The organism is Mesorhizobium sp. 1B3, assembly GCF_050958605.1.
Taxonomy (GTDB): domain Bacteria; phylum Pseudomonadota; class Alphaproteobacteria; order Rhizobiales; family Rhizobiaceae.
The window spans coordinates 126,785-147,772 of sequence record NZ_JBJHDO010000004.1 but is presented as its reverse complement, the minus strand read 5'-3'; the positions used below and the strand labels follow the sequence as shown (position 1 = coordinate 147,772).

General features: G+C 61.9%; 18 protein-coding genes and 1 tRNA gene. 6 read left to right on the top strand and 13 right to left on the bottom strand.

All coding sequences use genetic code 11. The annotated features are described in order from the left end of the window. Nucleotides 1-2: 2 nt before the first annotated feature. Genes pcsA through ACCO56_RS12705 form a run of 3 tightly spaced genes read right to left on the bottom strand, consistent with a single transcriptional unit; the run spans nt 3 to nt 2,256 of the window. Complete coding sequence (gene pcsA, locus ACCO56_RS12715; RefSeq protein WP_433641121.1) at nt 3-737, bottom strand: phosphatidylcholine synthase; 735 nt, start codon at nt 735-737, stop codon at nt 3-5. Further along, nucleotides 734-1,348, bottom strand: a complete 615-nt coding sequence (locus tag ACCO56_RS12710) for a DUF1326 domain-containing protein (protein WP_433641119.1) — start codon at nt 1,346-1,348, stop codon at nt 734-736. The genes pcsA and ACCO56_RS12710 overlap by 4 nt, the downstream gene beginning before the upstream one ends. Nucleotides 1,349-1,365: 17 nt before the next feature. Next, on the bottom strand, nt 1,366-2,256 hold the full coding sequence (locus ACCO56_RS12705) for a DUF2182 domain-containing protein (RefSeq protein WP_433641117.1): 891 nt from the start codon (nt 2,254-2,256) through the stop codon (nt 1,366-1,368). 102 nt (nt 2,257-2,358) lie between these two features. Between ACCO56_RS12705 and ACCO56_RS12700 the strand changes: the two genes are divergently transcribed. Further along, nucleotides 2,359-3,597: a UbiH/UbiF family hydroxylase gene (locus ACCO56_RS12700; RefSeq protein ID WP_433641116.1), complete on the top strand. Its 1,239-nt coding sequence runs from the start codon at nt 2,359-2,361 to the stop codon at nt 3,595-3,597. A 17-nt stretch (nt 3,598-3,614) separates the two neighbouring features. Here the strand turns inward: ACCO56_RS12700 and ACCO56_RS12695 are convergent, their stop codons facing one another. Beyond that, nucleotides 3,615-4,577 (bottom strand): AEC family transporter, encoded by a 963-nt coding sequence (locus tag ACCO56_RS12695; protein ID WP_433641115.1) that lies wholly within the window; start codon nt 4,575-4,577, stop codon nt 3,615-3,617. A gap of 118 nt (nt 4,578-4,695) precedes the next feature. Between ACCO56_RS12695 and hspQ the strand changes: the two genes are divergently transcribed. Continuing rightward, nucleotides 4,696-5,028: a heat shock protein HspQ gene (gene hspQ / locus ACCO56_RS12690; RefSeq protein ID WP_433641113.1), complete on the top strand. Its 333-nt coding sequence runs from the start codon at nt 4,696-4,698 to the stop codon at nt 5,026-5,028. Nucleotides 5,029-5,085: 57 nt separating this feature from the next. On the opposite strand, the gene ACCO56_RS12685 is transcribed toward hspQ, so the two are convergent. Further along, on the bottom strand, nt 5,086-5,715 hold the full coding sequence (locus tag ACCO56_RS12685) for an invasion associated locus B family protein (RefSeq protein WP_433641111.1): 630 nt from the start codon (nt 5,713-5,715) through the stop codon (nt 5,086-5,088). A 214-nt stretch (nt 5,716-5,929) separates the two neighbouring features. On the opposite strand from ACCO56_RS12685, the gene ACCO56_RS12680 reads away from it, so the two are divergent. Further along, the gene (locus tag ACCO56_RS12680; RefSeq protein WP_433641109.1) at nt 5,930-7,735 is read left to right on the top strand and encodes an extracellular solute-binding protein; all 1,806 of its coding nucleotides are present in this window, start codon (nt 5,930-5,932) and stop codon (nt 7,733-7,735) included. A 22-nt stretch (nt 7,736-7,757) separates the two neighbouring features. Next, a complete protein-coding gene (locus ACCO56_RS12675) occupies nt 7,758-8,435 on the top strand; it encodes a DsbA family oxidoreductase (RefSeq protein WP_433641108.1) in 678 nt (225 codons plus the stop codon). Between the two features lie 4 nt (nt 8,436-8,439). On the opposite strand, the gene mfd is transcribed toward ACCO56_RS12675, so the two are convergent. Continuing rightward, entirely contained in the window at nt 8,440-11,934 is a 3,495-nt protein-coding gene (gene mfd / locus ACCO56_RS12670) for a transcription-repair coupling factor (protein WP_433641106.1), read from the bottom strand. A 4-nt stretch (nt 11,935-11,938) separates the two neighbouring features. After that, entirely contained in the window at nt 11,939-12,226 is a 288-nt protein-coding gene (locus tag ACCO56_RS12665) for a succinate dehydrogenase assembly factor 2 (RefSeq protein WP_433641104.1), read from the bottom strand. 157 nt (nt 12,227-12,383) lie between these two features. Here ACCO56_RS12665 and recG point away from each other — a divergent pair, with 157 nt between their 5' ends. After that, on the top strand, nt 12,384-14,492 hold the full coding sequence (recG, locus tag ACCO56_RS12660) for an ATP-dependent DNA helicase RecG (RefSeq protein WP_433641102.1): 2,109 nt from the start codon (nt 12,384-12,386) through the stop codon (nt 14,490-14,492). On the opposite strand, the gene ACCO56_RS12655 is transcribed toward recG, so the two are convergent. The 4 genes from ACCO56_RS12655 to ACCO56_RS12640 form a co-directional block, all read right to left on the bottom strand. Next, entirely contained in the window at nt 14,444-15,205 is a 762-nt protein-coding gene (locus tag ACCO56_RS12655) for a DUF502 domain-containing protein (RefSeq protein ID WP_433641100.1), read from the bottom strand. The genes recG and ACCO56_RS12655 overlap by 49 nt on opposite strands. Before the next feature lie 57 nt (nt 15,206-15,262). Continuing rightward, the gene (gene glmS, locus ACCO56_RS12650) at nt 15,263-17,086 is read right to left on the bottom strand and encodes a glutamine--fructose-6-phosphate transaminase (isomerizing) (RefSeq protein ID WP_433641098.1); all 1,824 of its coding nucleotides are present in this window, start codon (nt 17,084-17,086) and stop codon (nt 15,263-15,265) included. A 132-nt stretch (nt 17,087-17,218) separates the two neighbouring features. Further along, nucleotides 17,219-18,574 (bottom strand): bifunctional UDP-N-acetylglucosamine diphosphorylase/glucosamine-1-phosphate N-acetyltransferase GlmU, encoded by a 1,356-nt coding sequence (gene glmU, locus ACCO56_RS12645; RefSeq protein WP_433641096.1) that lies wholly within the window; start codon nt 18,572-18,574, stop codon nt 17,219-17,221. Nucleotides 18,575-18,709: 135 nt separating this feature from the next. Then, nucleotides 18,710-19,456 (bottom strand): cytochrome c biogenesis CcdA family protein, encoded by a 747-nt coding sequence (locus ACCO56_RS12640; RefSeq protein ID WP_433641095.1) that lies wholly within the window; start codon nt 19,454-19,456, stop codon nt 18,710-18,712. Nucleotides 19,457-19,926: 470 nt separating this feature from the next. On the opposite strand from ACCO56_RS12640, the gene ACCO56_RS12635 reads away from it, so the two are divergent. Further along, nucleotides 19,927-20,193: a hypothetical protein gene (locus ACCO56_RS12635; protein WP_433641094.1), complete on the top strand. Its 267-nt coding sequence runs from the start codon at nt 19,927-19,929 to the stop codon at nt 20,191-20,193. Here the strand turns inward: ACCO56_RS12635 and ACCO56_RS12630 are convergent. Together ACCO56_RS12630 and ACCO56_RS12625 are read right to left on the bottom strand one after the other, a co-directional pair. Next, nucleotides 20,188-20,263, bottom strand: a tRNA-Lys gene (locus ACCO56_RS12630). The genes ACCO56_RS12635 and ACCO56_RS12630 overlap by 6 nt on opposite strands. Before the next feature lie 135 nt (nt 20,264-20,398). After that, complete coding sequence (locus tag ACCO56_RS12625) at nt 20,399-20,974, bottom strand: NUDIX domain-containing protein (protein ID WP_433641092.1); 576 nt, start codon at nt 20,972-20,974, stop codon at nt 20,399-20,401. Nucleotides 20,975-20,988: the final 14 nt, after the last annotated feature.

Here is a 20,988-nt window from a genome sequence, read left to right as displayed (position 1 = left end):
GATCAACCCTTCTTGAGGCCTAGATTGGGGAAGGCTTGCATGATGCCGCCGATGACAAAGAGATAGACACCGGTAATCGCGATGCCGGTTTTCACGAATTGATCGGCATGCATGTCCTCGATCAGCGCAATTGCGCCGAATAGGCACCACAACAGCGTCATCGGCAGATTGATCCAGCGCAAGCGCATCACCCGTACCGGATGGAGGAAATTCATCGGGACGAAGGTCAGGATGGCTGCGATCACAACCACGGCGAAGGACAATTTCTCGCCTGGCTCGATGACGAAGAGCGTGAATACGATCATGTTCCAGACGACCGGGAATCCCTTGAAGAAATTCTCCTTCGTCTTCATGCCGGTATCGGCATAGTAGATCGCGCTCGAGACCACGATGATCGCGGCAGACAGGAACGACAGCCCCTCTCCCATGAAGCCGCGCTGGTAGAGCGCGAAGGCCGGGATCAGGACGTAAGTCATATAATCGATGATGTTGTCGAGGGTCTCGCCCGACCAGGTCGGCAGGATTTCCTTGACCTGCAGCTTGCGCGCGATCGGCCCATCGATGCCATCGACGAGCAGCGCCAGCCCCAGCCACCAGAACATCGCGGTCCAGCGCTCTTCGCTGGCGGCGACTACGGACAGGAATGCGAGGAAGGAGCCCGATGCCGTCAGCAGATGAACCGAAAAGGCACGCGCCTGTGGCCAGGTGACTTTCTGTTTCTTGATCGGATTGGTCACGGCCCGCGCCAGTCCAGTTTGCAGATTTCAGCCGAGCGGCCGGCGAAATTCCAGTTTCGGCCGAAGGCACGCATACGGCTCTTTTCCGATTTTGCGACGATGATCTCCGGCGCGATCCAATATTCGGAATTGGTGATGACCGTGTCCTTGTCGCGATCCTTGCCGGTGATCGGCGTCACGGCGCCGTCGATGATCTTCGGTATCTGGAACAGCCGGGTTCTGTCACGCACCTCGTAGCTGATCGGAGCGCTCTGGACCCCGAGGAAGTTGCCGACGAGGATCGACAGCAACGACGTGGTGCCGCCGGCCTTGCCGGAGAAGATCTTGCCGAAAGCTTTCGAAGCATAGATCGAGGCGCGCTCGTCCACGAACAATCCTGCCGTCCAGTTCCCCCGGCTCATGTAACCTGGGATTTCCATGATCAGGCCGAGATTGAGACCGGAAAGGTCGACGTCGCCATAGTGCCCGGCGTCGACGCGGAATCCAGCCCATGTCTGGCAATAGCCTTCCGTCGGCGGATGATTGCCCAGCGACAGCACGCAGGGACAGAAGACCGTGCAGTTGCACGAGAGGACAAGCTCTCCCTTGAGCGCCCAACTTTGATCGGCCATGGATCGTCGCCTCCCGTTTAGACCTGACTTAATAGCAGCGCGGCGGCCCACACAAGCAGTATACAGCCCGCCACGCGGCTCGGAATGCGGCCGCTAACCTGTTTTTCCACCACCGTAAACAGGCCGATCAGCACCATCCAGAAAAGGTTCATGACGCCGACGGAAAACATCACCAGCATGAGCGCCCAGCAGCAGCCGAGACACCAGAGACCTTGCCCGAGGCCGAGGGCAAAAATTCCCGACGGCCGAACCGTCCAGCGGGCAAAGAGAACGTTGAACGGGTTGCGACATTTCCTGAGGCAGGCCTCCTTCAAGCCGCTGAATTGGTAAACACCGGCAACGACGAGAGCTGCGGCCGCGGCAACGGTTCCCAACGGAGCGACCGCGGACCCGGTCGCGACCTGAACGACACAGGTAAGCAACGCGAAGCCGAAGGATGCCGCCAGCCAGACCACAAGGTAGCCGGCGACCAGCACGAGGGGATGGACGACGCGTTCCCCCTTCGCGGCGGCCGTGTCCGCAATCTCGCAATAAGTGCGGATCATCGGGGCGGCCGAAGGCAACATCATCGCGATCGCCATGAGGAACCACATGGCCGTGAGCACTGCGAGCTGGCCGGCATACGCCGCATCCGGCGCCACGGTTCCAAGGCAAAGGCCAACAAGCCTGTCGAATATGGCCGGCCAGGGCAGATCGGACAGCCACTCAAGCATCTCGCTTCCCGGCGCGGCCGGCCCCGGCCCGGAGATCATCACGCTGCGCGCCGCCATCAGCCCGAGAAGAAGCCACGACAATCCGATCCCGAGACCGAGCACGGCATAGACTGCCGCACGCGTTCGCAATGCGAGCCGAGCGACAAGACGCCCTCTCGTGTCGAGATTTCCGAAATTCTCGCTCCGCTCCGCCATCTGTCCCCGTGGCGATGATTGGCCGCGTTGATCCCGGCCGGACGATTGCCATATACCGCTGAGCATCCGCACGCCAACAAGCAATCGATCGGAGCGCCGCAGTTGGAAACGCAAGCTGTGAAAAGCGTCATCGTCGCAGGGACCGGCCCGGTTGGCCTCATCGCCGCCTTGGGACTGGCGCGGGCGGGTTTTTCCGTCGACCTCGTCGGACCGGACGCGCGGACGGACGATCGCCGCACGACGGCACTGATGACGCCGGCACTCAAATATCTCAGCGCCCTCGGCGTGCTGCACAGCCTCGAAGCGGAGGCGGCTCCTCTTTCCGTCATGCGTATCGTCGACGCCACGCGACGGTTGATCCGAAGCCCGGTCGTCACTTTCCGCGCCGTCGAAATCGACGAGCGCTATTTCGGCCTCAACATCCCGAACCGCGTCCTCAACGCCACGCTTTCAGAAGCGGTAGCGGGTGCAAGTTCCATCCGGTGGCACAAGACCCTGGTCGATCGCTGGACCACGACGACGGGCCAGATCTCGGCCGGGCTTGCCGACGGTACGACGGTCGAAGCCGAGCTTTGCGTCGCCGCCGATGGCCGCGCTTCGCCCGCTCGCGAGGCTGCTGGCATCCGCACGACCGTCCACTCCTATCCGCAGGCCGCACTGGTTCTGAATTTCGCTCATGATCGTGGCCACGGATCGACCTCGACGGAGTTCCATACCGAAACCGGGCCTTTCACTCAGGTTCCGCTGCCCGGGAACCGCTCGAGCCTCGTCTGGGTGGTGCGTCCCCGGACGGCAGAAGAGCTGGCCCTCCTCGACGACACCGCGCTGTCGCGGCGGGTCGAGGAGCAGATGCAATCCATGCTTGGCCGCGTTTCGGTCGAGCCCGGGCGGCAGATATACCCCCTGGCAGCGACGTTGCCGGCGCGCTTCGCCCAGAACCGGATCGCCCTTGTCGGCGAGGCAGCGCATGTGTTCCCGCCGATCGGCGCGCAAGGGCTGAACCTCGGTGTGAGAGACGTCATCGATCTTGTTGAAACAGCGTCGAAACATCGTGATGGTCCTGGGTCGGAACGAAGCCTGTCGATCTATGACCGGAAGCGGCGCCCGGACATTCTTGCCCGCACCGGCGCCGTCAATCTCCTCAACATGTCTCTTCTGTCCAATACGCTGCCGGCGCAGATCGCGCGTGGTGCAGGGCTCGGACTGCTGGGCAGCCTCGCGCCCCTTCGGTCCTTCTTCATGCGCGAGGGCATGCAGCCCGGCAGCGGCATCGCTTCGGCACTCAGCCAGTTGCGGCCGGATTTCGGCTCCTTCGCAATCGGGCGAGGACCGAAAGCCTGAAGGCCGGTTGATCCGGTCTACGGGAACAGGTCTGGCGGCACCATGCCGGTGGTGATCGCGTAAAGCAGAGCCGTGAGCGTGCCCACTGAGAAGACCGTCGTCAGAAGGATGCTGGCCGAGGCCCTCTCTACCCATACGCCATATTGCTGGGCGATCACGAAAACATTCGTCGCCGTAGGAAGCGCCGCCAGGAGCATGGCGGAGAACACCCAGGTTTGCGAGAAATTGCCGATCCAGCTCAAAACTACGTAACAAAGCAGCGGGTGCACGACGAGCTTCAGCATCGCGATCGGCGCAAGCTCGACGGGGACACGCTTCAGCGGGCGGAGAGCCAAAGTCACGCCCATGGCGAAAAGCGCGCAAGGGGCAGCTGCGCGGGCAAGGTAGTCGAGGAAGCGTTCGACCGGAACCGGCGCAGCGAACTGGAAATAGGCTCCGCACACGCCTAGGGCGGTTGCAATGATGAAGGGATGGAAGACGATCTTCTTGACTACATCCAGTACTAGCGCGCCGGGGCGTCGCATCCCTCCGCCGGAAAGCGCCATCATCATAGGCGCAACCGCGAAATGAATGATGTTCTCGAAACAAAAGATGAGGGCAACCGGGACGGCAGCCTCCTCCCCGAACGCCATAAGCGCGAGCCCTGGCCCCATATAGCCGATATTGCCGTAGGCCGACGCCAGGCCCTTGACTGTCGCCTCGGCGATCCCCCCGCGCGACATGAGAACCGAAGCGGCGAACATGACCGCGAAGACGATATAGGTTGCCAGTACCGACCCCAGGATGAAACCCCACTCGGTCAGCCTCTCGAACGGAGTCTTGACGAGAAGCTGGAAAAACAGCGCCGGCAGCGCGACATAAACGATGAAGGTGTTCATCCAGCCCAGCGCCTCTACCGGTTGCCGGGTAATCCGGGCAACCAGGAAGCCCATGAAGATCAGTCCGAAGAACGGCAGAACAAGCCCGATGACGTCCGACATTTGATCCGTTGAGACTATGGAAACCTGTCGCCGCTAGCTGCGGCAAGATGGGACGTCAAGCGCCAGAGGATTGAATTGTGCACTGCACTAGGCCAAATATGACAACGAGGTGAAATCGATGAACGTTGTCAAGACTGCGAAATTCAGGATCGGACAGGTGGTCCGCCATAGGCTATTCCCGTTCCGCGGCGTCATCTTCGACGTCGATCCTGAATTTGCCAACACGGAAGAATGGTACGAGGCGATCCCCGCCCAGGTCCGCCCGCGCAAGGACCAGCCCTTTTATCATCTGCTGGCCGAGAATTCGGAAACGGAATATATCGCCTACGTCTCCGAGCAGAACCTGCAGGAAGACGAAACAGGCGAGCCCATCAGGCATCCGCAGATCAACGAGATGTTCGATGCCGGGCCGGACGGCCACTACGAGCCCAAGGCTCGCCACCACCACTAGCCCAGACTACCACTAGCCAGAAACAAAGCGGGCCGCTGATGCGGCCCGCTTGGTGCTTCAGTTCCCGGCTTTCGCCTTTTCCTGCTCTTCCTTGAGCTTCTTGGCGAAGTCCTCGTTGTTCTTGCTGACGAATTCCTGGAGCTTCTTCTGGCGGTCCTCGATGTCGGACTGCTGCAGCGGAGCACCGTCAAAGGCGCCCGTGAAGCCGGAGAGGCTGACCTTGATCGGGTTCGGCTGGTTCTGGAAATTCACCGAAGTCAGGGTAAGCTCGGATCCCTTCTTGAAGGAGGAAACGAGCTGGTCCGAAAGCGGGGCCTCGGCCACGCAACGGTCGGGGAAGCAGATGACGTAGTCGAGCTTCTGTGTCTTGCCGCCGTCGATCTGCAGGCCAATGCCCGGAGGCACCATGCGGCCGCTCGGGACCGAGACCTGGAAGACCTTGCGATTGACCTTGCCCTTGAGCTCGATCAGGCTAACACCCGTGATCATCTGGCCGGTTTCGGCCATGACGATATTCTGGACGTTGCAGATATCGACGTCTTGCTGCTTGGTGCAGGCCTTGAACCAGCCTTGCGGGATCTGAGGTTGCTGTTGGGCGGAAGCCGGGGCGAGACCGGCCGCCAGAACGGCGACAGCGCCGGCGGCCATGACCGAAAGACGGGAAGCGTTGTTCGTCACGCTCGTCATATTGTTCGAATCCTCTCAATTCGCCGGACCCGGCGTCCGGATCAGTTGTCTGCTTGGTGTTGCCCAAATGAGGCAACAGAATGACTTCCGTCGGCGTGTTACACTGCACAGGCCGTCAAATCCAGTGCGCGAGGGCGCATTTCCGCTCTCTTTCCGTTGTTGCCTGACGCCATGATAGGGTGACAACGAATCAGAATAACCAGGACGAGATACAATGCGGCGATCGCTTTCGGCTGTCCTTGCCGGATTCCTTTGCCTTGCCGGGATTTGGCAGCCTGCCGCGGCGGAGCCCAAGCATGCCCTCGCCATGCATGGCGAGCCTGCCCTGTCGGTGGATTTCAAGCATTTTCCCTACGTCAATCCGGATGCGCCGAAGGGCGGGCGGATCGAATATGCCTGGACGGGCACGTTCGACAGCATCAATCCGTTCATCGTGCAAGGCAATGCCGCGCGTGGGTCGCTCGACCTGATCTTCGGCTACAATCTCTTCGACAGCCTGATGATGCGCTCCAGCGATGAGCCATTCACGCTTTACCCGTTGCTGGCGAAAACCGTGGAGACGGACGAAGAGCGCAGTTTCGTGGAGTTCATTCTTGATGAGCGGGCCCGCTTCTCCGACGGGCAGCCGGTGACACCCGAAGACGTGATCTTCACGATCGAGCTGCTTCGCGACAAGGGTTTGCCGCGCTATGGCGTCACGGCCAGGAAGATCGACAGGATGGAGAAGGTCGGCGAGCACGGCCTGCGCATCACGTTCAAGCAGCCGGATCGCGAATTGCCGCTCATTCTGGGATTGATGCCGGTGCTGCCCAAGCATGCCATCGACGCCGATCGATTCGACAAATCGACCTTGAAGCCGATGATCGGGAGCGGTCCCTACAAGCTCGAAACCGTCCGCCCGGGCGACAGCATCACGCTGCGTCGCAATCCCGATTACTGGGCGAAGGACATTCCATCCAAGATCGGTTTCGACAATTACGACGAGATCCGCCTCACTTATTTCAGAGACGAGAATGCGATGTTCGAGGCTTTTAAGAAAGGCCTCGTGGACGTCCTCATCGAAGGCAACAGCGGTCGCTGGAAAAACAACTATGACTTTGCAGCCGTGACCCGCGGCGACATCGTGAAGGAGACCTTCGACACGAAGCTGCCCTCGGGAATGCTGGGCTTCGTCATGAACACCAGGCGCGCGCCATTCGACGACCACGGTCTGCGCGAAGCGCTGGTATCCCTGTTCGATTTCGAATGGGTGAACCGTAATCTGCTGTCGGGCGCCTATACGCGCACGAAGAGCTTCTGGGATAATTCCGAACTCTCTTCGCATGGCCGGCCGGCGAGCGAGGCCGAACGCGCCTTGCTGGCCCCCTTCCCCGGCGCCGTGTCCCCGGAGGTCCTGGCAAAGGGTTGGCAGCCGCCGGTCTCGGACGGTAGCGGACGGGATCGCAACTTCCTGAGGACCGGATTCGACAAGCTGCGGGCCGCGGGCTACGCAATCGAGGACGGTCGGTTGCTGGATCGTGACGGCAAGCCGCTTTCCTTCGAAATCATGCTGAAGGGCCAGGACGGTCAGCAGGTTGCAATGGCATGGCAACAGACCCTTGGCAGGCTGGGCATTGCCGTCACCATCCGGAGCGTGGATGCCGCGCAATACCAGCGGCGAATAACCGACTATGATTTCGACGTCGTCGTCTATGCGTATACGTCTTCCCTGTCCCCCGGCGTGGAACAGGTCGCGCGATGGGGCTCGGCTGCGCGGGAGCAACCCGGAACCTACAACATCGCTGGCGTCGCCAGTCCTGCGGTGGATGCAATGATCGATACCTTGCTCAAGGCGCGGGATCGGGAATCCTTTATCGCCGCCGTGCGTGCCTATGACCGGGTGCTGATGAGCGGGGCCTATGTCGTGCCGTTCTATTATTCGCCGGTCCAATGGCTTGCGCGATGGAAACATGTAAAACACCCGGCGACGACGCCAATATACGGCTATCAATTGCCGACTTGGTGGCGTGAAGAGAACTGACGGTCTTCAGGAGGAGCAGGTGATGAGCGCCAAGCAGAGCGTTGTCGTCGATGTCGTGTCGGATGTCATATGCCCATGGTGCTTCGTCGGCCAGAAGCGGCTCGATAGTGCGGCCGCCGCCTTGCCCGACATCGATGTCGACATACGCTGGCGGCCCTACCAGCTCGACCCGACGATCCCAGCTGGTGGAAAAGACCGTCGTCGGTATATGATCGACAAGTTCGGCAGCGAAGAGCGCATCCAGCAGATCCATCAAAGGCTGGAGAGACTTGGCGTCGACGAGGGCATCAAATTCGCCTTCGATGCCATCAAGGTGACAGCCAACACGCTCGACGCGCATCGGGTGATCCGTTGGGCGGGTGCAGCCGACCCCGAGGTCCAGAACAGGCTGGTGCGGCGGCTGTTTCAGCTGAACTTCGAGGAAGGGGCCGACATCGGCAACCACGAAGTCCTGATCGCCGCCGCCCGCGAAGCCGGCATGGATGCAGCGGTGGTCGAGACCCTCCTGCCGACCGATGCCGATGCCGATGCGGTCAGGGCCGAGATCGCCACCGCCTCGCGTATGGGAATTTCCGGTGTGCCGTGTTTCCTGCTGGAAGGCAAATACGCTGTCATGGGTGCCCAGGATCCCGAAGCGCTGGCGGACGCGATCCGTCAGGTCGCGGCCGCCAAAGCACGCGGCGAGCTGGAAACGAGCTGAAGGTTCAAGCCGCGGCCTTGTCAGCCAGTCGCGCGAGCTGCGTCATCACCACCGCCGAACCGGCGAGCCGTTTGTCCGCCGTAGGCCAGTCGCGGATGAAAACCACGCTCTGGTCGGGCCGGATCTTGGCCAGAGAACCCTGTTCGCCGATGAGACGCACAAGGCCGGCGGGATCCGAGAACTCCTTCTTGCGGAAGTGGACGACAACGCCCTTCGGCCCTGCGTCGAGCTTTTCGACATTGGCCTTGCGGCACAGCGCCTTGATGTAGATGATCTTCAACAGGTGCTGGACCTCTTCCGGCAGAGGCCCGAAGCGGTCGATGAGCTCCGCGCCGAATGCATCGATCTCCTCCGTCGTCTCGATATCGCCGAGGCGACGGTAGAGGCCGAGGCGCAACTGCAGATCGGGCACGTAGCTTTCGGGGATCATCACAGCGGTTCCGATGGTGATCTGGGGCGACCAGCTTCCGTCGCTGATCTCACCGGTGCCGCGGATTTCCGCGACAGCTTCCTCCAGCATCTGCTGGTAAAGCTCGAATCCGACCTCCTTGATATGGCCGGACTGCTCTTCGCCCAGCAGGTTGCCGGCGCCGCGTATGTCGAGGTCGTGGCTGGCAAGCTGGAAACCGGCGCCGAGCGTGTCGAGGGATTGCAGCACCTTCAGCCGCCGTTCGGCCGTCTGGGTCAGCGTGCGGTTGGCCGGCAGGGTGAACAGTGCATAGGCGCGCACCTTCGATCGGCCGACACGGCCGCGGAGCTGATAGAGCTGAGCGAGCCCGAACATGTCGGCGCGATGGACGATCAGCGTGTTTGCGGTGGGAATGTCGAGACCGGATTCCACGATCGTCGTCGACAGGAGCACGTCGTACTGCCCGTCGTAAAAGGCGTTCATGATGTCTTCGAGCTCGCCAGCCGGCATTTGCCCATGGGCCACGGCAACCTTGAGTTCCGGGACGGATTCGCGCAGGAAATCATGGATTTCCGCCAGATCCGAAATGCGCGGTACGACGTAGAAGGAATGCCCGCCGCGGTAGCGTTCGCGCAGCAGCGTCTCGCGGATGACCAGGGGATCGAAGGGCGAAATGAACGTCCTTACCGCCATGCGGTCCACGGGCGGCGTGGTGATGAGCGACAATTCGCGCACGCCGGTCAAAGCCAGTTGCAGGGTGCGCGGAATCGGCGTGGCCGAAAGGGTCAGCACATGGACATCGGTCTTCAGCTCCTTCAGGCGCTCCTTGTGCTTGACCCCGAAGTGCTGCTCTTCGTCGATGATGAGCAGGCCGAGGTTCTTGAAGGCGATCGAGGATCCCAGAAGCGCGTGCGTTCCGACCACGATATCGACCGTTCCCTCGGCGATACCCTTCTTGGTCTCGGCAAGATCCTTGGATCCGACAAGCCTCGAGGCCTGCCGCACCTTCACCGGAAGGCCGGAAAAACGTTGCGCGAACGTCTTGAAATGCTGGCGCGCAAGCAGGGTCGTCGGCACGACAACGGCGACCTGGAAACCTTCCATCACAGCCAGGAAAGCGGCACGCAAAGCGACCTCTGTCTTGCCGAAACCGACATCACCGCAGATCAGCCTGTCCATGGGCTTGCCCAGGGACAGGTCGTCGAGCACGGCGTCGATCGCAGTCTGCTGGTCGTCGGTCTCCTCGTAGGGGAAGCGCGCCGAGAACTCGCCGTAAAGCCCGTCGGGCGGCGTCATCGCCGGCGCTTCCCGCATCTGCCGTTCCGCGGCGAGCCGGATCAGAGCGCCCGCCATCTCAAGCAGCCGTCGCTTGAGCCTGGCCTTGCGCGACTGCCATGCGCCGCCTCCAAGCTTGTCGAGAGTGGCCTCGGCCGCGTCCGAGCCGTAGCGTGACAGAAGCTCGATGTTCTCGACCGGCAGGAACAAACGGTCGTCGCCGGCATAATGCAGTTCGAGGCAATCATGCGGCGCGCCGGCAGCCTCGATCGTGCGCAGGCCGACGAAACGGCCGATTCCATGATCGGCGTGTACCACGATGTCACCCGCCGAGAGCGCGGCAACCTCGGCGATGAAGTCCGAGGCACGCTTGCGTTTCTTGGAGCGCCGAACCAGCCGGTCGCCGAGGATGTCCTGCTCGGCGACGACGACGAGCCCATCGGTTTCGAAACCAGCCTCGAGCGGCAGGACGGCGAGCCCGGCCTCCCCCGGCGCGAGTTTTTCCGCTTCGGCCAGGCTCGCGACACGCTTCAGATTGCCGAGTTCATGTTCGATCAGAATCTGGGCAAGGCGATCGAGGGAACCTTCGGTCCAGCCGGCGACGACGACCTTGCGTTTTGCCGCGCGCACTGCGCCGATATGCTGAACCACCGCATCGAAAACATTGGCCGAGGGATCGGCGCGTTCTGTTTCGAAACTGCGGCCGGCCTTCGAGCCTGCGTGGCGCACACGGTCCGAGGGCGGCGCGTCGAACGGTGTGAATTCGGCGGCAATGCGATCCGGCAGCGTGGAGGCGACATCGTCCGGCGAAAGGTAAAGCAGGGCCGGCGCGACAGGCTTGTAGGGCACGGCGTCTTTCAGGGCGCCACTCGTCTGGCGCATGCGCGCCTCATAATGATCGAGAATCAGCTCATGGCGCTCGGACAATGCCTCGCGGGCCAGATGGTCGAAGACGATCGGAGCGTCCGGTAGATAATCGAAGACTGTTTCCAGCCGCTCGTAGAAGAAGGGCAGCCAGTGCTCCATTCCTGCAAATCGCCGGCTTTCGCTGACTGCGGCGTAAAGCCCATCGTCACGGGACGGTGCACCGAAAGCTTCGATGTAGTTGCGGCGGAAGCGACTCACCGTCTCGGGCGTCAAGGCGACTTCGCTCATCGCCTGCAGTTCGAAGGCCGCACGCTGACCGGTCGTGCGTTGCGTCGCAACGTCGAAGGCCCGGATCGATTCAAGCGTGTCGCCGAAGAAATCCAGGCGCAGGGGTTCGGCCGATCCCGGCGCGAAGAGGTCCAAGATGCCGCCGCGCACCGCGAATTCGCCGACATCGCGGACCGTCGGCACCCGCTCGAAACCGGAAGTCTCCAGCCGCGCAATCAAAATCTTCATGTCGATCTGATTGCCCGGCTTGGCGCGTAGCGTCTGCGCGTCGATGATCTCGGCCGGGGGGATGCGCTGGAGAATTGCGTTGGCGGTCGTCAGGATCACAGCGCGGTGCGGCGCTCGCCTCAGTGCAATCATCCCTGCCAGGGCATCGAGTCGCCTCGCCGCGGCATCCGCTCCCGGCGATACCCGGTCATAGGGAAGGCAGTCCCATGCAGGGAATTCCAGCACCGGAAGCTCCGGAGCGGCGAAAGCCAATGCCTCGACGATCGAGGGGAGACGTTGACCATCGCGGGCAACGAAAATTACCGGGCGGTCCGATGCGAGCTCGGTCGAGATCGCCGCCAGGGCGAAGGCTTCGTAGCCGTCCGCCACGCCATCGACGGTGACAAGGCCCGTGATGTTGTCGCGTATGCCGATTTTTTCGATGAGGGACATGTTTTCAGAAAGTCATGTTCCGGCGGAAGGCGAGCACCCGCCTCAGAATTGCAATGTCGCGCTCGGCTGGGATCGGCCGCTCGCCGGTGATCCAGGGCAGGAGTTGGGTGTCGGGGATTTCCAGGAGCTTTTCATATTGGTCGATTTCGCTCTCGGTCAAGACACCGATTTCGGCGTCGGCGAAGGATCCGAGGATCAGGTCCATCTCGCGCATGCCGCGATGCCAGGAGCGGAACAGGAGCTTTCGGCGGCGCTCATCGAGCCCTTCGCTGGATCGTGTCGTTCCGGTCATGATCGATCGTCCCCTTCGGCAGAGCGGCGCATATAGCGTGGATAGACGTTGCTGTCAGCCTTGCAACGGACCGCGCCGTGTCTAACATCCATCGGATGTTCGCACGCTGTCCCGTCTCTCGCAGCCACACCGGCTCCCCAAAATACCGGGCCGGTTGATGCGCCCTTCCCTGCTCGATCCCTTGTTTGCTCCGGTCACCGCGCTCGACGGCATCGGGCCCAAAGTTGCTGCCCTGATCGAAAAAATCGTGGCCGCCGATCTGACCAACCGAGCCGCGCGAGTGGGCGACCTCCTGTTCCTGCTGCCGAATTCGGTCATCGACCGGCGCAACAGACCCGGCATCGCCTTCGCCGCGGAAGGTGCTATCGTCACACTCGAGGTGCGTGTCGATCGACACCAGCCGGCGCCACGCGGCAACCGGTCGGCACCCTATCGCGTCTACGCGCATGACGATACGGGCGAGATTGCGCTCACCTTCTTTCATGCGCATGCCGCCTGGCTGGAAAAGGCCTTGCCTGAAGGGGAGACCGTCGTCGTCAGCGGGCGCATGGAGTGGTTCAACGGCCGTCCCTCCATGGTCCACCCCGACCACATAGCGCGGGCCGACGAAGCCGCCGGCCTGCCGCTGGTGGAGCCGGTGTATCCTCTGACGGCCGGCCTCTCGGGGAAGGTGCTGCGCCGAGCCATCGGCCAGTCCGTCGCCCGCATTCCTGCTCTTCCGGAATGGCTGGACGAAGACGTCAAACGCCGCAGGAGCTTTCCGGCTTTCGCAGATTCCTTGCTTCGGATTCATAACCCGGCCGACCCCATCGACGTCTCGCCTGAGAGCGCTGCATGGCGCCGCCTCGCTTATGACGAGTTTCTTGCCGGGCAGCTCTCGCTGGCGCTGGTGCGCAATCGAATCCGGCGGCTTTCCGGCCGTCCACTGGCAGGCGATGGGACTATCGTCGACGGGGTCAGGGCAGCGTTACCCTATTCCCTGACGCATTCACAGGAAAATGCGCTTTCCGAGATCTATGCCGACCTTGCCCGACCGGAGCGAATGCTGCGCCTGCTTCAGGGCGATGTCGGTTCCGGCAAGACGGTGGTTGCCCTGCTTGCCATGGCCCGCGCAGCGGAGGCAGGCGGGCAATCCGCGCTGATGGCGCCGACCGAGATCCTCGCCCGCCAGCATCTGGCGACGCTGGCGCCTCTTGCCGCCCAGGCCGGTCTGCGCACTGCGATCCTGACAGGCAGAGAAAAGGGCCGCGAACGGGCCGAGGTGCTCGCCGGCCTTGCCGATGGCTCCATCGACATCGTGGTGGGCACGCATGCCCTGTTCCAGGAACAGGTGGCCTATCATGATCTCGTTCTGGCGATCGTCGACGAACAGCATCGTTTCGGCGTTCATCAGCGCCTGGCGATCACCGCCAAGGGGAACGCACCCGACATGCTCGTGATGACGGCGACGCCGATCCCACGCACGCTGGTGCTGACGGCATTCGGGGACATGGATGTCTCGCGTCTTACGGAAAAGCCGGCGGGTCGCCAGCCGATCCGAACCGTCACCTTGCCGCTGGACCGGCTCGACGAGCTTATCGGCCGGATCCGTGACGCCATCGCCGACGGCCAGAAAGTCTATTGGATCTGTCCCCTGGTTGAAGAATCCGAAGAAATAGAGCTTATGGCAGCCGAGGACCGTTTCGCCATGCTGAAGCCGATCTTCGGGCGAGCGGTCGGGCTTGTGCACGGCCGCATGAAGGGCGCCGAGAAGGACGAAGCGATGCGCGCCTTCAAGGAGGGGGAAACCCGTATCCTCGTCGCAACCACCGTCGTCGAGGTGGGCGTGGACGTTCCCGATGCCACGATCATCGTCATTGAACATGCCGAGCGCTTCGGGCTTGCGCAATTGCATCAGTTGCGAGGTCGGGTCGGGCGCGGAAGCAAGGCTTCGACCTGCGTTCTGCTCTACAAATCACCACCTGGAGAAACGGCCAAACGCAGGCTGTCCGTCATGCGCGACACTGAAGACGGCTTCGTCATCGCCGAGGAAGATCTGAAACTGCGCGGCGAAGGAGAGCTGCTGGGCACACGCCAGTCCGGCACGCCCGGTTTCCAGGTGGCCCGGATCGAGCACCATGCGGATCTTCTCGAAACCGCACGCGACGATGCTCGCGAGCTTCTCGCGGCGGACCCGGAAATGCGGTCGGAGCGCGGCGAGGCTCTCCGACTGCTTCTCTATCTCTTCGGGCGGGACGAGGCCGTGCGGCTCCTGCGCGCCGGCTGAGCAGGCCGGGCGGCGGAGGGGAGCGGCTTTCGGGACGCAAGCGCCCCCTCGGCAAGGTTTCTCGTTGCGGCTTCATATTTGGGCCCGACGAGGCCGGCCGAGATCAAGAGCTTGGCTGCATCCTCGACGCTCATTTCAAGGGGGATCAGGTCCTTTTCCGCGACATAGAGCAGGTAACCCGTGGTGACGTTCGGCGTGATCGGCCTGAAGACAGCGACAGTCTTGCCCTCGCGCGGTTCCAGCGCGTCGTGAATTTCATTGTCCTGGTGGGAAGCAATGAAGACGATCGACCAGGCTCCCTTGCGTGGATATTCGAACAGCGCGACCTTGTTGAAGAGGTCCGCGCGATTGGCCAGCACCGTCTCGAAAATCTGCTTCAGCCCGCGATAGATCGTGCGAACCAGAGGCATGCGATGCAGAAACCGCTCGCCCAAGGATACGATTGAACGGCCGATGATATTGGCAGCGAAGAACCCGATCAGGGTGATGAGAACGATCGCCACGAGCACGCCAAATCCTGGCACGGCAAAGGGCAAATAACTATCGGGATTGTATCGGGCCGGAATATACGGCTTGACCCAGGAATCGACCCAGTTGATCAAGCCCAGGGTCAGATAGGCAGTGATCGCCAGAGGAGCGCACACAATCACCCCGGCAAGGAAATAGTTCCTCAGCCTCGCCATGGCGGACAACGATTTCAGGGAGTCAGACATTCGATACGCGAGATTGTTGCCAACGCTTTTATAGGCCGCAACAGCCCCGCGGGACAACTACTCTACCGTCACCGATTTGGCGAGATTGCGCGGCTGGTCGACATCGGTTCCCATGAACACGGCCGTATAGTAGGCCAGCATCTGCACGGGAAGCGCATAGATCATCGGCGCGATGATCTCCGGAACATCCGGCAACACGATGGTTTCCATGGCGTTGATCGACGCTCGTTCCGCTCCCTTTCGGTCGGTGATCAGAATGATCCTGCCGCCGCGCGCGGCCACCTCCTGCATGTTGGAGACTGTCTTGTCGAAAATCCGGTCGTGCGGCGCGATCACGATCACCGGCATCGTCTCGTCGATCAGGGCGATCGGGCCGTGCTTCAACTCGCCCGCCGCATAGCCCTCGGCATGGATGTAGGAGATCTCCTTGAGCTTGAGGGCGCCTTCCATGGCGAGCGGGTAGTTCGTATCGCGGCCGAGATACAGCACGTGATGTACTTTCGCGAGTTCGCGCGATACTTTTTCGATCTGTTCATCCAGTTTCAGCACCTGGCTTGCGAAGCGCGGAGCCTCGCAGAGCTGCCGCACAAGCGCCTTCTCCTGGTCGGACGTGACCATGCCGCGCATCGCCGCGGCGCGGACCGCCAGGGACGCCAGCACGGCGAGTTGGCACGTGAAGGCCTTGGTCGAGGCGACGCCGATCTCAGGACCGGCAAGCGTCGGGAACGTCACGTCGGATTCGCGTGCGATCGTGGAGTCCCGGACATTCACGATGGCACCGATCGGCACGCCTTCGCGGCGGCAGTAGCGCAGCGATGCGAGTGTGTCGGCCGTCTCGCCGGATTGCGACACGAACAGCGCAGCGCTGTTCCGCGACAGCGGCATTTCGCGGTAGCGGAACTCCGACGCGATGTCGATGTCGACGGGCAGGCGAGCATAACGCTCGAACCAGTATTTGCCGATCAGTCCGGCCAGATAGGCCGTGCCGCAAGCCGAGATGGCCAGGCGGTCGAGCGTCGCGAAGTCGAAGGGCATGTCGAGGGCACGCGACGTTCCCTCGGTAAAATCGATGTAATGCGCCAGCGTGTGGGAGATGACCTCGGGCTGCTCATGGATCTCTTTTTCCATGAAATGCCGGTGATTGCCCTTGTCGACCATGAAGCTGGTGCCGATGGATTGCTGGCGCCTGCGCTCGACCGGCGCGCCCTCCATATCGTAGATCTGGAAGTGATTGCGGCGGACCACGGCCCAGTCACCATCTTCCAGATAGGTGATCGAGTTGGTGAACGGCGCAAGCGCGATCGCGTCGGACCCGAGGAACATTTCGCCATCCCCATGCCCGACCGCCAGCGGCGGCCCGTTGCGCGCGCCGACGATGAGGTCTTCGTCGCCACGGAACATGATGGCAAGCGCGAAAGCGCCTTCGAGCCGTTTCAGCGTGTTATGGGCAGCGTCGACCGGTCGGCTCCCCCGCTTCAATTCGCGCGCCACGAGGTGTGCAACCACTTCGGTATCGGTCTGCGAGGCGAACTCGTAACCGTCGCATTTCAGTTCCTCGCGAAGCTCGGCGAAATTCTCGATGATGCCGTTGTGGACGATTGCCACGCCGTCGGAAAAATGCGGGTGCGCGTTGGTTTCATTGGGAACGCCGTGGGTCGCCCAGCGCGTATGGCCGATGCCGATCTTTCCATCGAGCGGTTCGGATTTCAGGCGTCGCTCGAGATTGACGAGCTTGCCTTCCGCGCGGCGGCGCACCAGTTGGCCGTTCTCGATCGTGGCGACGCCAGCGGAATCATACCCACGATACTCAAGCCGCTTCAGCGCATCGACGATTAGCTCAGCCACCGGCGCCTGGCCGACGATTCCGACGATCCCGCACATTCCGTCACCCCCAAGAAGAGTTGCCCCCGATCTCACCACGTCGGGACAAGCTCAATCGTCGTTTAGGCCCAATGCTGCAGTTGCGAAAGTCACTTATCGTTTCTCCCGCTATCCGCTTGACAAGAGCCGGTGTCACTCGGCCTTGCGCTTGGCCGCCGCCAGTTTCTCGCGCAATTGCCGGCCCTTGTCCGGATAGGTAGCCTGCCGCGCGCGGCCGAAAGCCAGCGCGCCATCGGCAATCTCCTCGGTCACGACGCTTCCGGAAGCGACATAAGCCTCTCGACCGATCTTGATCGGAGCCACCAAGGATGAGTTCGAACCGATGAATGCCCCGGCGCCGATGTCGGTAAAGAACTTGTTGAAGCCGTCATAGTTGCAGGTGATCGTGCCCGCGCCGATATTGGCGCCGGCCCCGACGAAGGCATCGCCGATATATGTCAGGTGGTTTACCTTGGCTCCGGTATCGACCACGGCCTTCTTGACCTCGCAGAAATTGCCCACCTTGGCCTTCCCACGCAGTTCCGCCCCCGGGCGCAGCCGTGCGAACGGACCGACCTGGCAGCCTTCAGCGACGCTGGCGCCTTCGAGATGCGAGAAGGAATGGATCACCGCATTGCCGGAAACCTTGACGCCCGGGCCGAATACGACATTCGGCTCGACTACCGTGTCGGAGCCGATTTCGGTGTCGAACGAGAAGAACACCGTTTCCGGCGCTACCAGAGTCACGCCATCGAGCATTATTTCGCGCCGCTTGCGCTTCTGCCAGATCGCCTCGGCCTCGGCCAGTTCGGCACGATTGTTGATGCCGAGCAGATCTTCGAATGCGGCCTCGGTGGCGACGGCAGTCAGGCCGGCGTCGCGGGCAATCTCGACAATGTCGGTCAGGTAGAATTCACCCTTTGCATTTTCATTTCCGACGGCGTCCAGAAGGCGCAACGCATCCTTTCCGGCAATGGCCATCAGCCCCCCGTTGCAGAAGGTTATCTCGCGCTCCGCTTCCGAACAGTCGCGCTCCTCGCGGATGGCGAGCAGCGCACCGTCCCGCTCGACCAGGCGGCCGTAACCCGTCGGATTGCGCGGACGAAAGCCGATCACCGCGACCGAGGCGCCCTCGGCAAGTTTTGCTCGGGCTTTTGCAAGGGCATCGACGCTTACCAGCGGGGTGTCACCGAACAGGACCAATATGTCGTCATAGCCACGTTCGATGGCGTTGCGCGCAGCCAGAACGGCATGCGCCGTTCCCAATCGTTCCTTCTGGACGAAGGTTTCGGCCGTCGGCGCAAACGGTATGGCGGCCCTCTTGACCTCATCCGCCCCGCGGCCGGCTACGATTGCGACATCTCCTGCTCCGGCGGCGGCGGCCGCCCGCACGACATGCGCGACCATCGGCAAGCCGGCGATCGCATGCAGCACCTTCGGCAGAGCGCTCTTCATGCGCGTGCCCTCGCCCGCGGCAAGGATGATCGAGAGGCAGGTTCTTTCACTCATGATGATCGTTCCGGATGATCGGAAAAGCCGCGGATGTCAGTCCGTTCATGCTTCCCCAATACGGTTAAATTTCGGTGGGGTGTAGAACAACCCAGCCTTAATCGGTAGGGGGCGGCCTGCGGAAATAGGTTTTCTTCAGCCCAACCGGCCGAGCGCGGGGAATGTCTCGAGCAGCCAATATGAAAAGGCGGTGGTGCTGCCGGTCACGAACAGCAGACCGGCGACCACCAGAAGCCCGCCGATCACCTTCTCGACACGCCCCAGGTGCACGCGGAACTTCGAGAGAAAGCGCATGAAAACGCCGGAGAAGATGGCGGCAAGCAGGAACGGGATGCCGAGGCCCAGCGAATAGGCCGCCAGCAGCAAGGCGCCCTCGCCCACCGTTTCACGCCCCCCCGCGAGCGTCAGAATCGGTCCGAGCACGGGGCCGATGCAGGGGGTCCAGCCGAAGGCGAACGCCAACCCCATGACATAGGCGGCCAGCACGCTCGCGGGCTTTCCGCTCGCGTGGAATCGTGCCTCGCGCGACAGGAACGGAATGCGGATCACGCCGAGGAAATTCAGCCCCATGGCAATGATCAGGATACCGGCGGCGATGGCAAGCGGTTCCTGCCAAACCCGCAGAAGGCGCCCGATCGTCGAGGCGCCGGCGCCAAGCGCCACGAAGACCGTGGAGAAACCAAGTACGAACGCGAATGACGTGACAAGCAAGGCCTTCTTTGTGTGCCCTGCGTCTGAAAAGGCCTTTTGCGTGCGGAAATCATCGACCGATACGCCGGCCATGTAGCAAAGATACGGTGGGACGAGCGGCAGGACGCATGGGGACAGAAAGGATAGCGCTCCCGCCCCGATCGCGCTCATGTAGCCGACGTCGATTCCCATGCGTTCTTTTGCCCACAAAGCTCGATTCACGAGCATCGTTGCTCGTTGCGGGCAGCATATAGCTTCGCCGCGCCCGGCGCTCCAATCACCATTACGTGGCAAACCGTCGCGACAAGGGTGCGCACAAGGCTGGAATATCTGAAGCCCCGCAGCGTCTGGTTGTTGCCTGGGTGAAGGAGCTTCACCTGAACCAGACGCCCGGTCGGAACCAGAACGCAACAAATCCGACAAAACGCATTTTTTGACTAAATCGGTAAATTAAGGCTTAAGCATCTACTTGCTTTACATTGTTGGGCGGCCGGCAGCCGCCATGGTTCCATCGCCCGTATATTGGTCGATCGTCGCGCCGTGTCGACACTGGAGCTGCAGATCGGCGCGACAGCGAGGCTGGGGTGGCCCGCCTACTTCGATTCGTTCGGACTTATCTGGAGTGGGATCGAGCGTGTCGCCGAGGCCAGGCGATAGACTGCATGACAGTTCCAGCGTTCCGGACGAAAGCGACGACGGCGCGCTGCAGCTTCGACGTTCAGAATTGCCCGCCGCCGCCGTTCGTGCTGCCCCCACCATCCGCCGTCATCGCAGGAAAATGGAAAACCCACGTTTATGGGATGTGGAGGATTTTAGTTAGCTACTTCCTGCAATCTCCAAAACTCTTCGGATCGGAACGCGCGACCGGCGTCAACCACCGAAGAACGGTCGTGATTTGGAAGTTGCTGTTTTTCTTACGTTTTTGGTGAGCGCACAGGGATTCGAACCCTGGACCTACTGATTAAAAGTCAGTTGCTCTACCGGCTGAGCTATGCGCTCCCGTCAGGCGAAGCCGCCCCGGAAATTGCGGCGGAACATAGGGAGAGAGGCCCAGTCGGTCAACCGGAAAAACACGGTCGTCCCGAACGATCGCGACAGAAGCCACTCCGGCGCTTCCGGCAAGCTCCGGCGCACTCAGCGAAGCCTGTCGAGCATGACATGCTGGATAAGCATGATCGTCTTGGCGTCGACGATACGACCATCATGAATCGCGGCTAAAGCTTCGTCGAGTTCCATCTCCAACACTTCGATATTCTCCTCCTCGTCGGGGTGGCCGCCACCGTCCGAAATGCGGTCCTGCGGCGAGTAATCGGCGGTGAAGAAGGAAAGCCTTTCGGTCAGGCTGCCCGGGCTCATATAGGGCGTGTAGAGGTGGCGAACTTGACGTAACCGATAGCCGAGCTCCTCCTCCGCCTCCCGACGAATCGCCGTTTCGGGATCGTCGGCGTCGAGCAGACCCGCGCAAGCCTCGATGAGCGGCTCCGGATGGCCCGTGACATAGGCGGGAAAGCGGAATTGGCTGACCAGCAGCACCGTGTTGCGGTGGGCATCATAGGGGAGGATGACGGCACCGTCGCCCCGGTCGTAAGTCTGCCGAGTCTGGGTTTCCCATGTGCCGTCCCGTCGCTTATAATCATAGGTCGTCTTCTTCAGAACCGCCCAGTCATCGGAAAGCAACTCGACGGATCTAATACGAATGCGGTCCCGCATGCATGCCTCCACGC

What these genes read in the sequence shown, in the direction of transcription:
- mfd (WP_433641106.1), bottom strand. Translation starts at nt 11,934, where the DNA reads ATGTCCCTCATCGAAAAAATCGGCATACGCGACAACATCACGGGCCTT.
- ACCO56_RS12710 (WP_433641119.1), bottom strand. Translation starts at nt 1,348, where the DNA reads ATGGCCGATCAAAGTTGGGCGCTCAAGGGAGAGCTTGTCCTCTCGTGC.
- glmU (WP_433641096.1), bottom strand. Translation starts at nt 18,574, where the DNA reads ATGAGTGAAAGAACCTGCCTCTCGATCATCCTTGCCGCGGGCGAGGGC.
- ACCO56_RS12695 (WP_433641115.1), bottom strand. Translation starts at nt 4,577, where the DNA reads ATGTCGGACGTCATCGGGCTTGTTCTGCCGTTCTTCGGACTGATCTTC.
- ACCO56_RS12625 (WP_433641092.1), bottom strand. Translation starts at nt 20,974, where the DNA reads ATGCGGGACCGCATTCGTATTAGATCCGTCGAGTTGCTTTCCGATGAC.
- ACCO56_RS12640 (WP_433641095.1), bottom strand. Translation starts at nt 19,456, where the DNA reads ATGGGAATCGACGTCGGCTACATGAGCGCGATCGGGGCGGGAGCGCTA.
- ACCO56_RS12705 (WP_433641117.1), bottom strand. Translation starts at nt 2,256, where the DNA reads ATGGCGGAGCGGAGCGAGAATTTCGGAAATCTCGACACGAGAGGGCGT.
- ACCO56_RS12665 (WP_433641104.1), bottom strand. Translation starts at nt 12,226, where the DNA reads ATGACCGGAACGACACGATCCAGCGAAGGGCTCGATGAGCGCCGCCGA.
- hspQ (WP_433641113.1), top strand. Translation starts at nt 4,696, where the DNA reads ATGAACGTTGTCAAGACTGCGAAATTCAGGATCGGACAGGTGGTCCGC.
- ACCO56_RS12675 (WP_433641108.1), top strand. Translation starts at nt 7,758, where the DNA reads ATGAGCGCCAAGCAGAGCGTTGTCGTCGATGTCGTGTCGGATGTCATA.
- glmS (WP_433641098.1), bottom strand. Translation starts at nt 17,086, where the DNA reads ATGTGCGGGATCGTCGGAATCGTCGGCCAGGCGCCGGTGGCTGAGCTA.
- recG (WP_433641102.1), top strand. Translation starts at nt 12,384, where the DNA reads ATGCGCCCTTCCCTGCTCGATCCCTTGTTTGCTCCGGTCACCGCGCTC.
- ACCO56_RS12655 (WP_433641100.1), bottom strand. Translation starts at nt 15,205, where the DNA reads ATGTCTGACTCCCTGAAATCGTTGTCCGCCATGGCGAGGCTGAGGAAC.
- ACCO56_RS12685 (WP_433641111.1), bottom strand. Translation starts at nt 5,715, where the DNA reads ATGACGAGCGTGACGAACAACGCTTCCCGTCTTTCGGTCATGGCCGCC.
- ACCO56_RS12680 (WP_433641109.1), top strand. Translation starts at nt 5,930, where the DNA reads ATGCGGCGATCGCTTTCGGCTGTCCTTGCCGGATTCCTTTGCCTTGCC.
- ACCO56_RS12635 (WP_433641094.1), top strand. Translation starts at nt 19,927, where the DNA reads ATGACAGTTCCAGCGTTCCGGACGAAAGCGACGACGGCGCGCTGCAGC.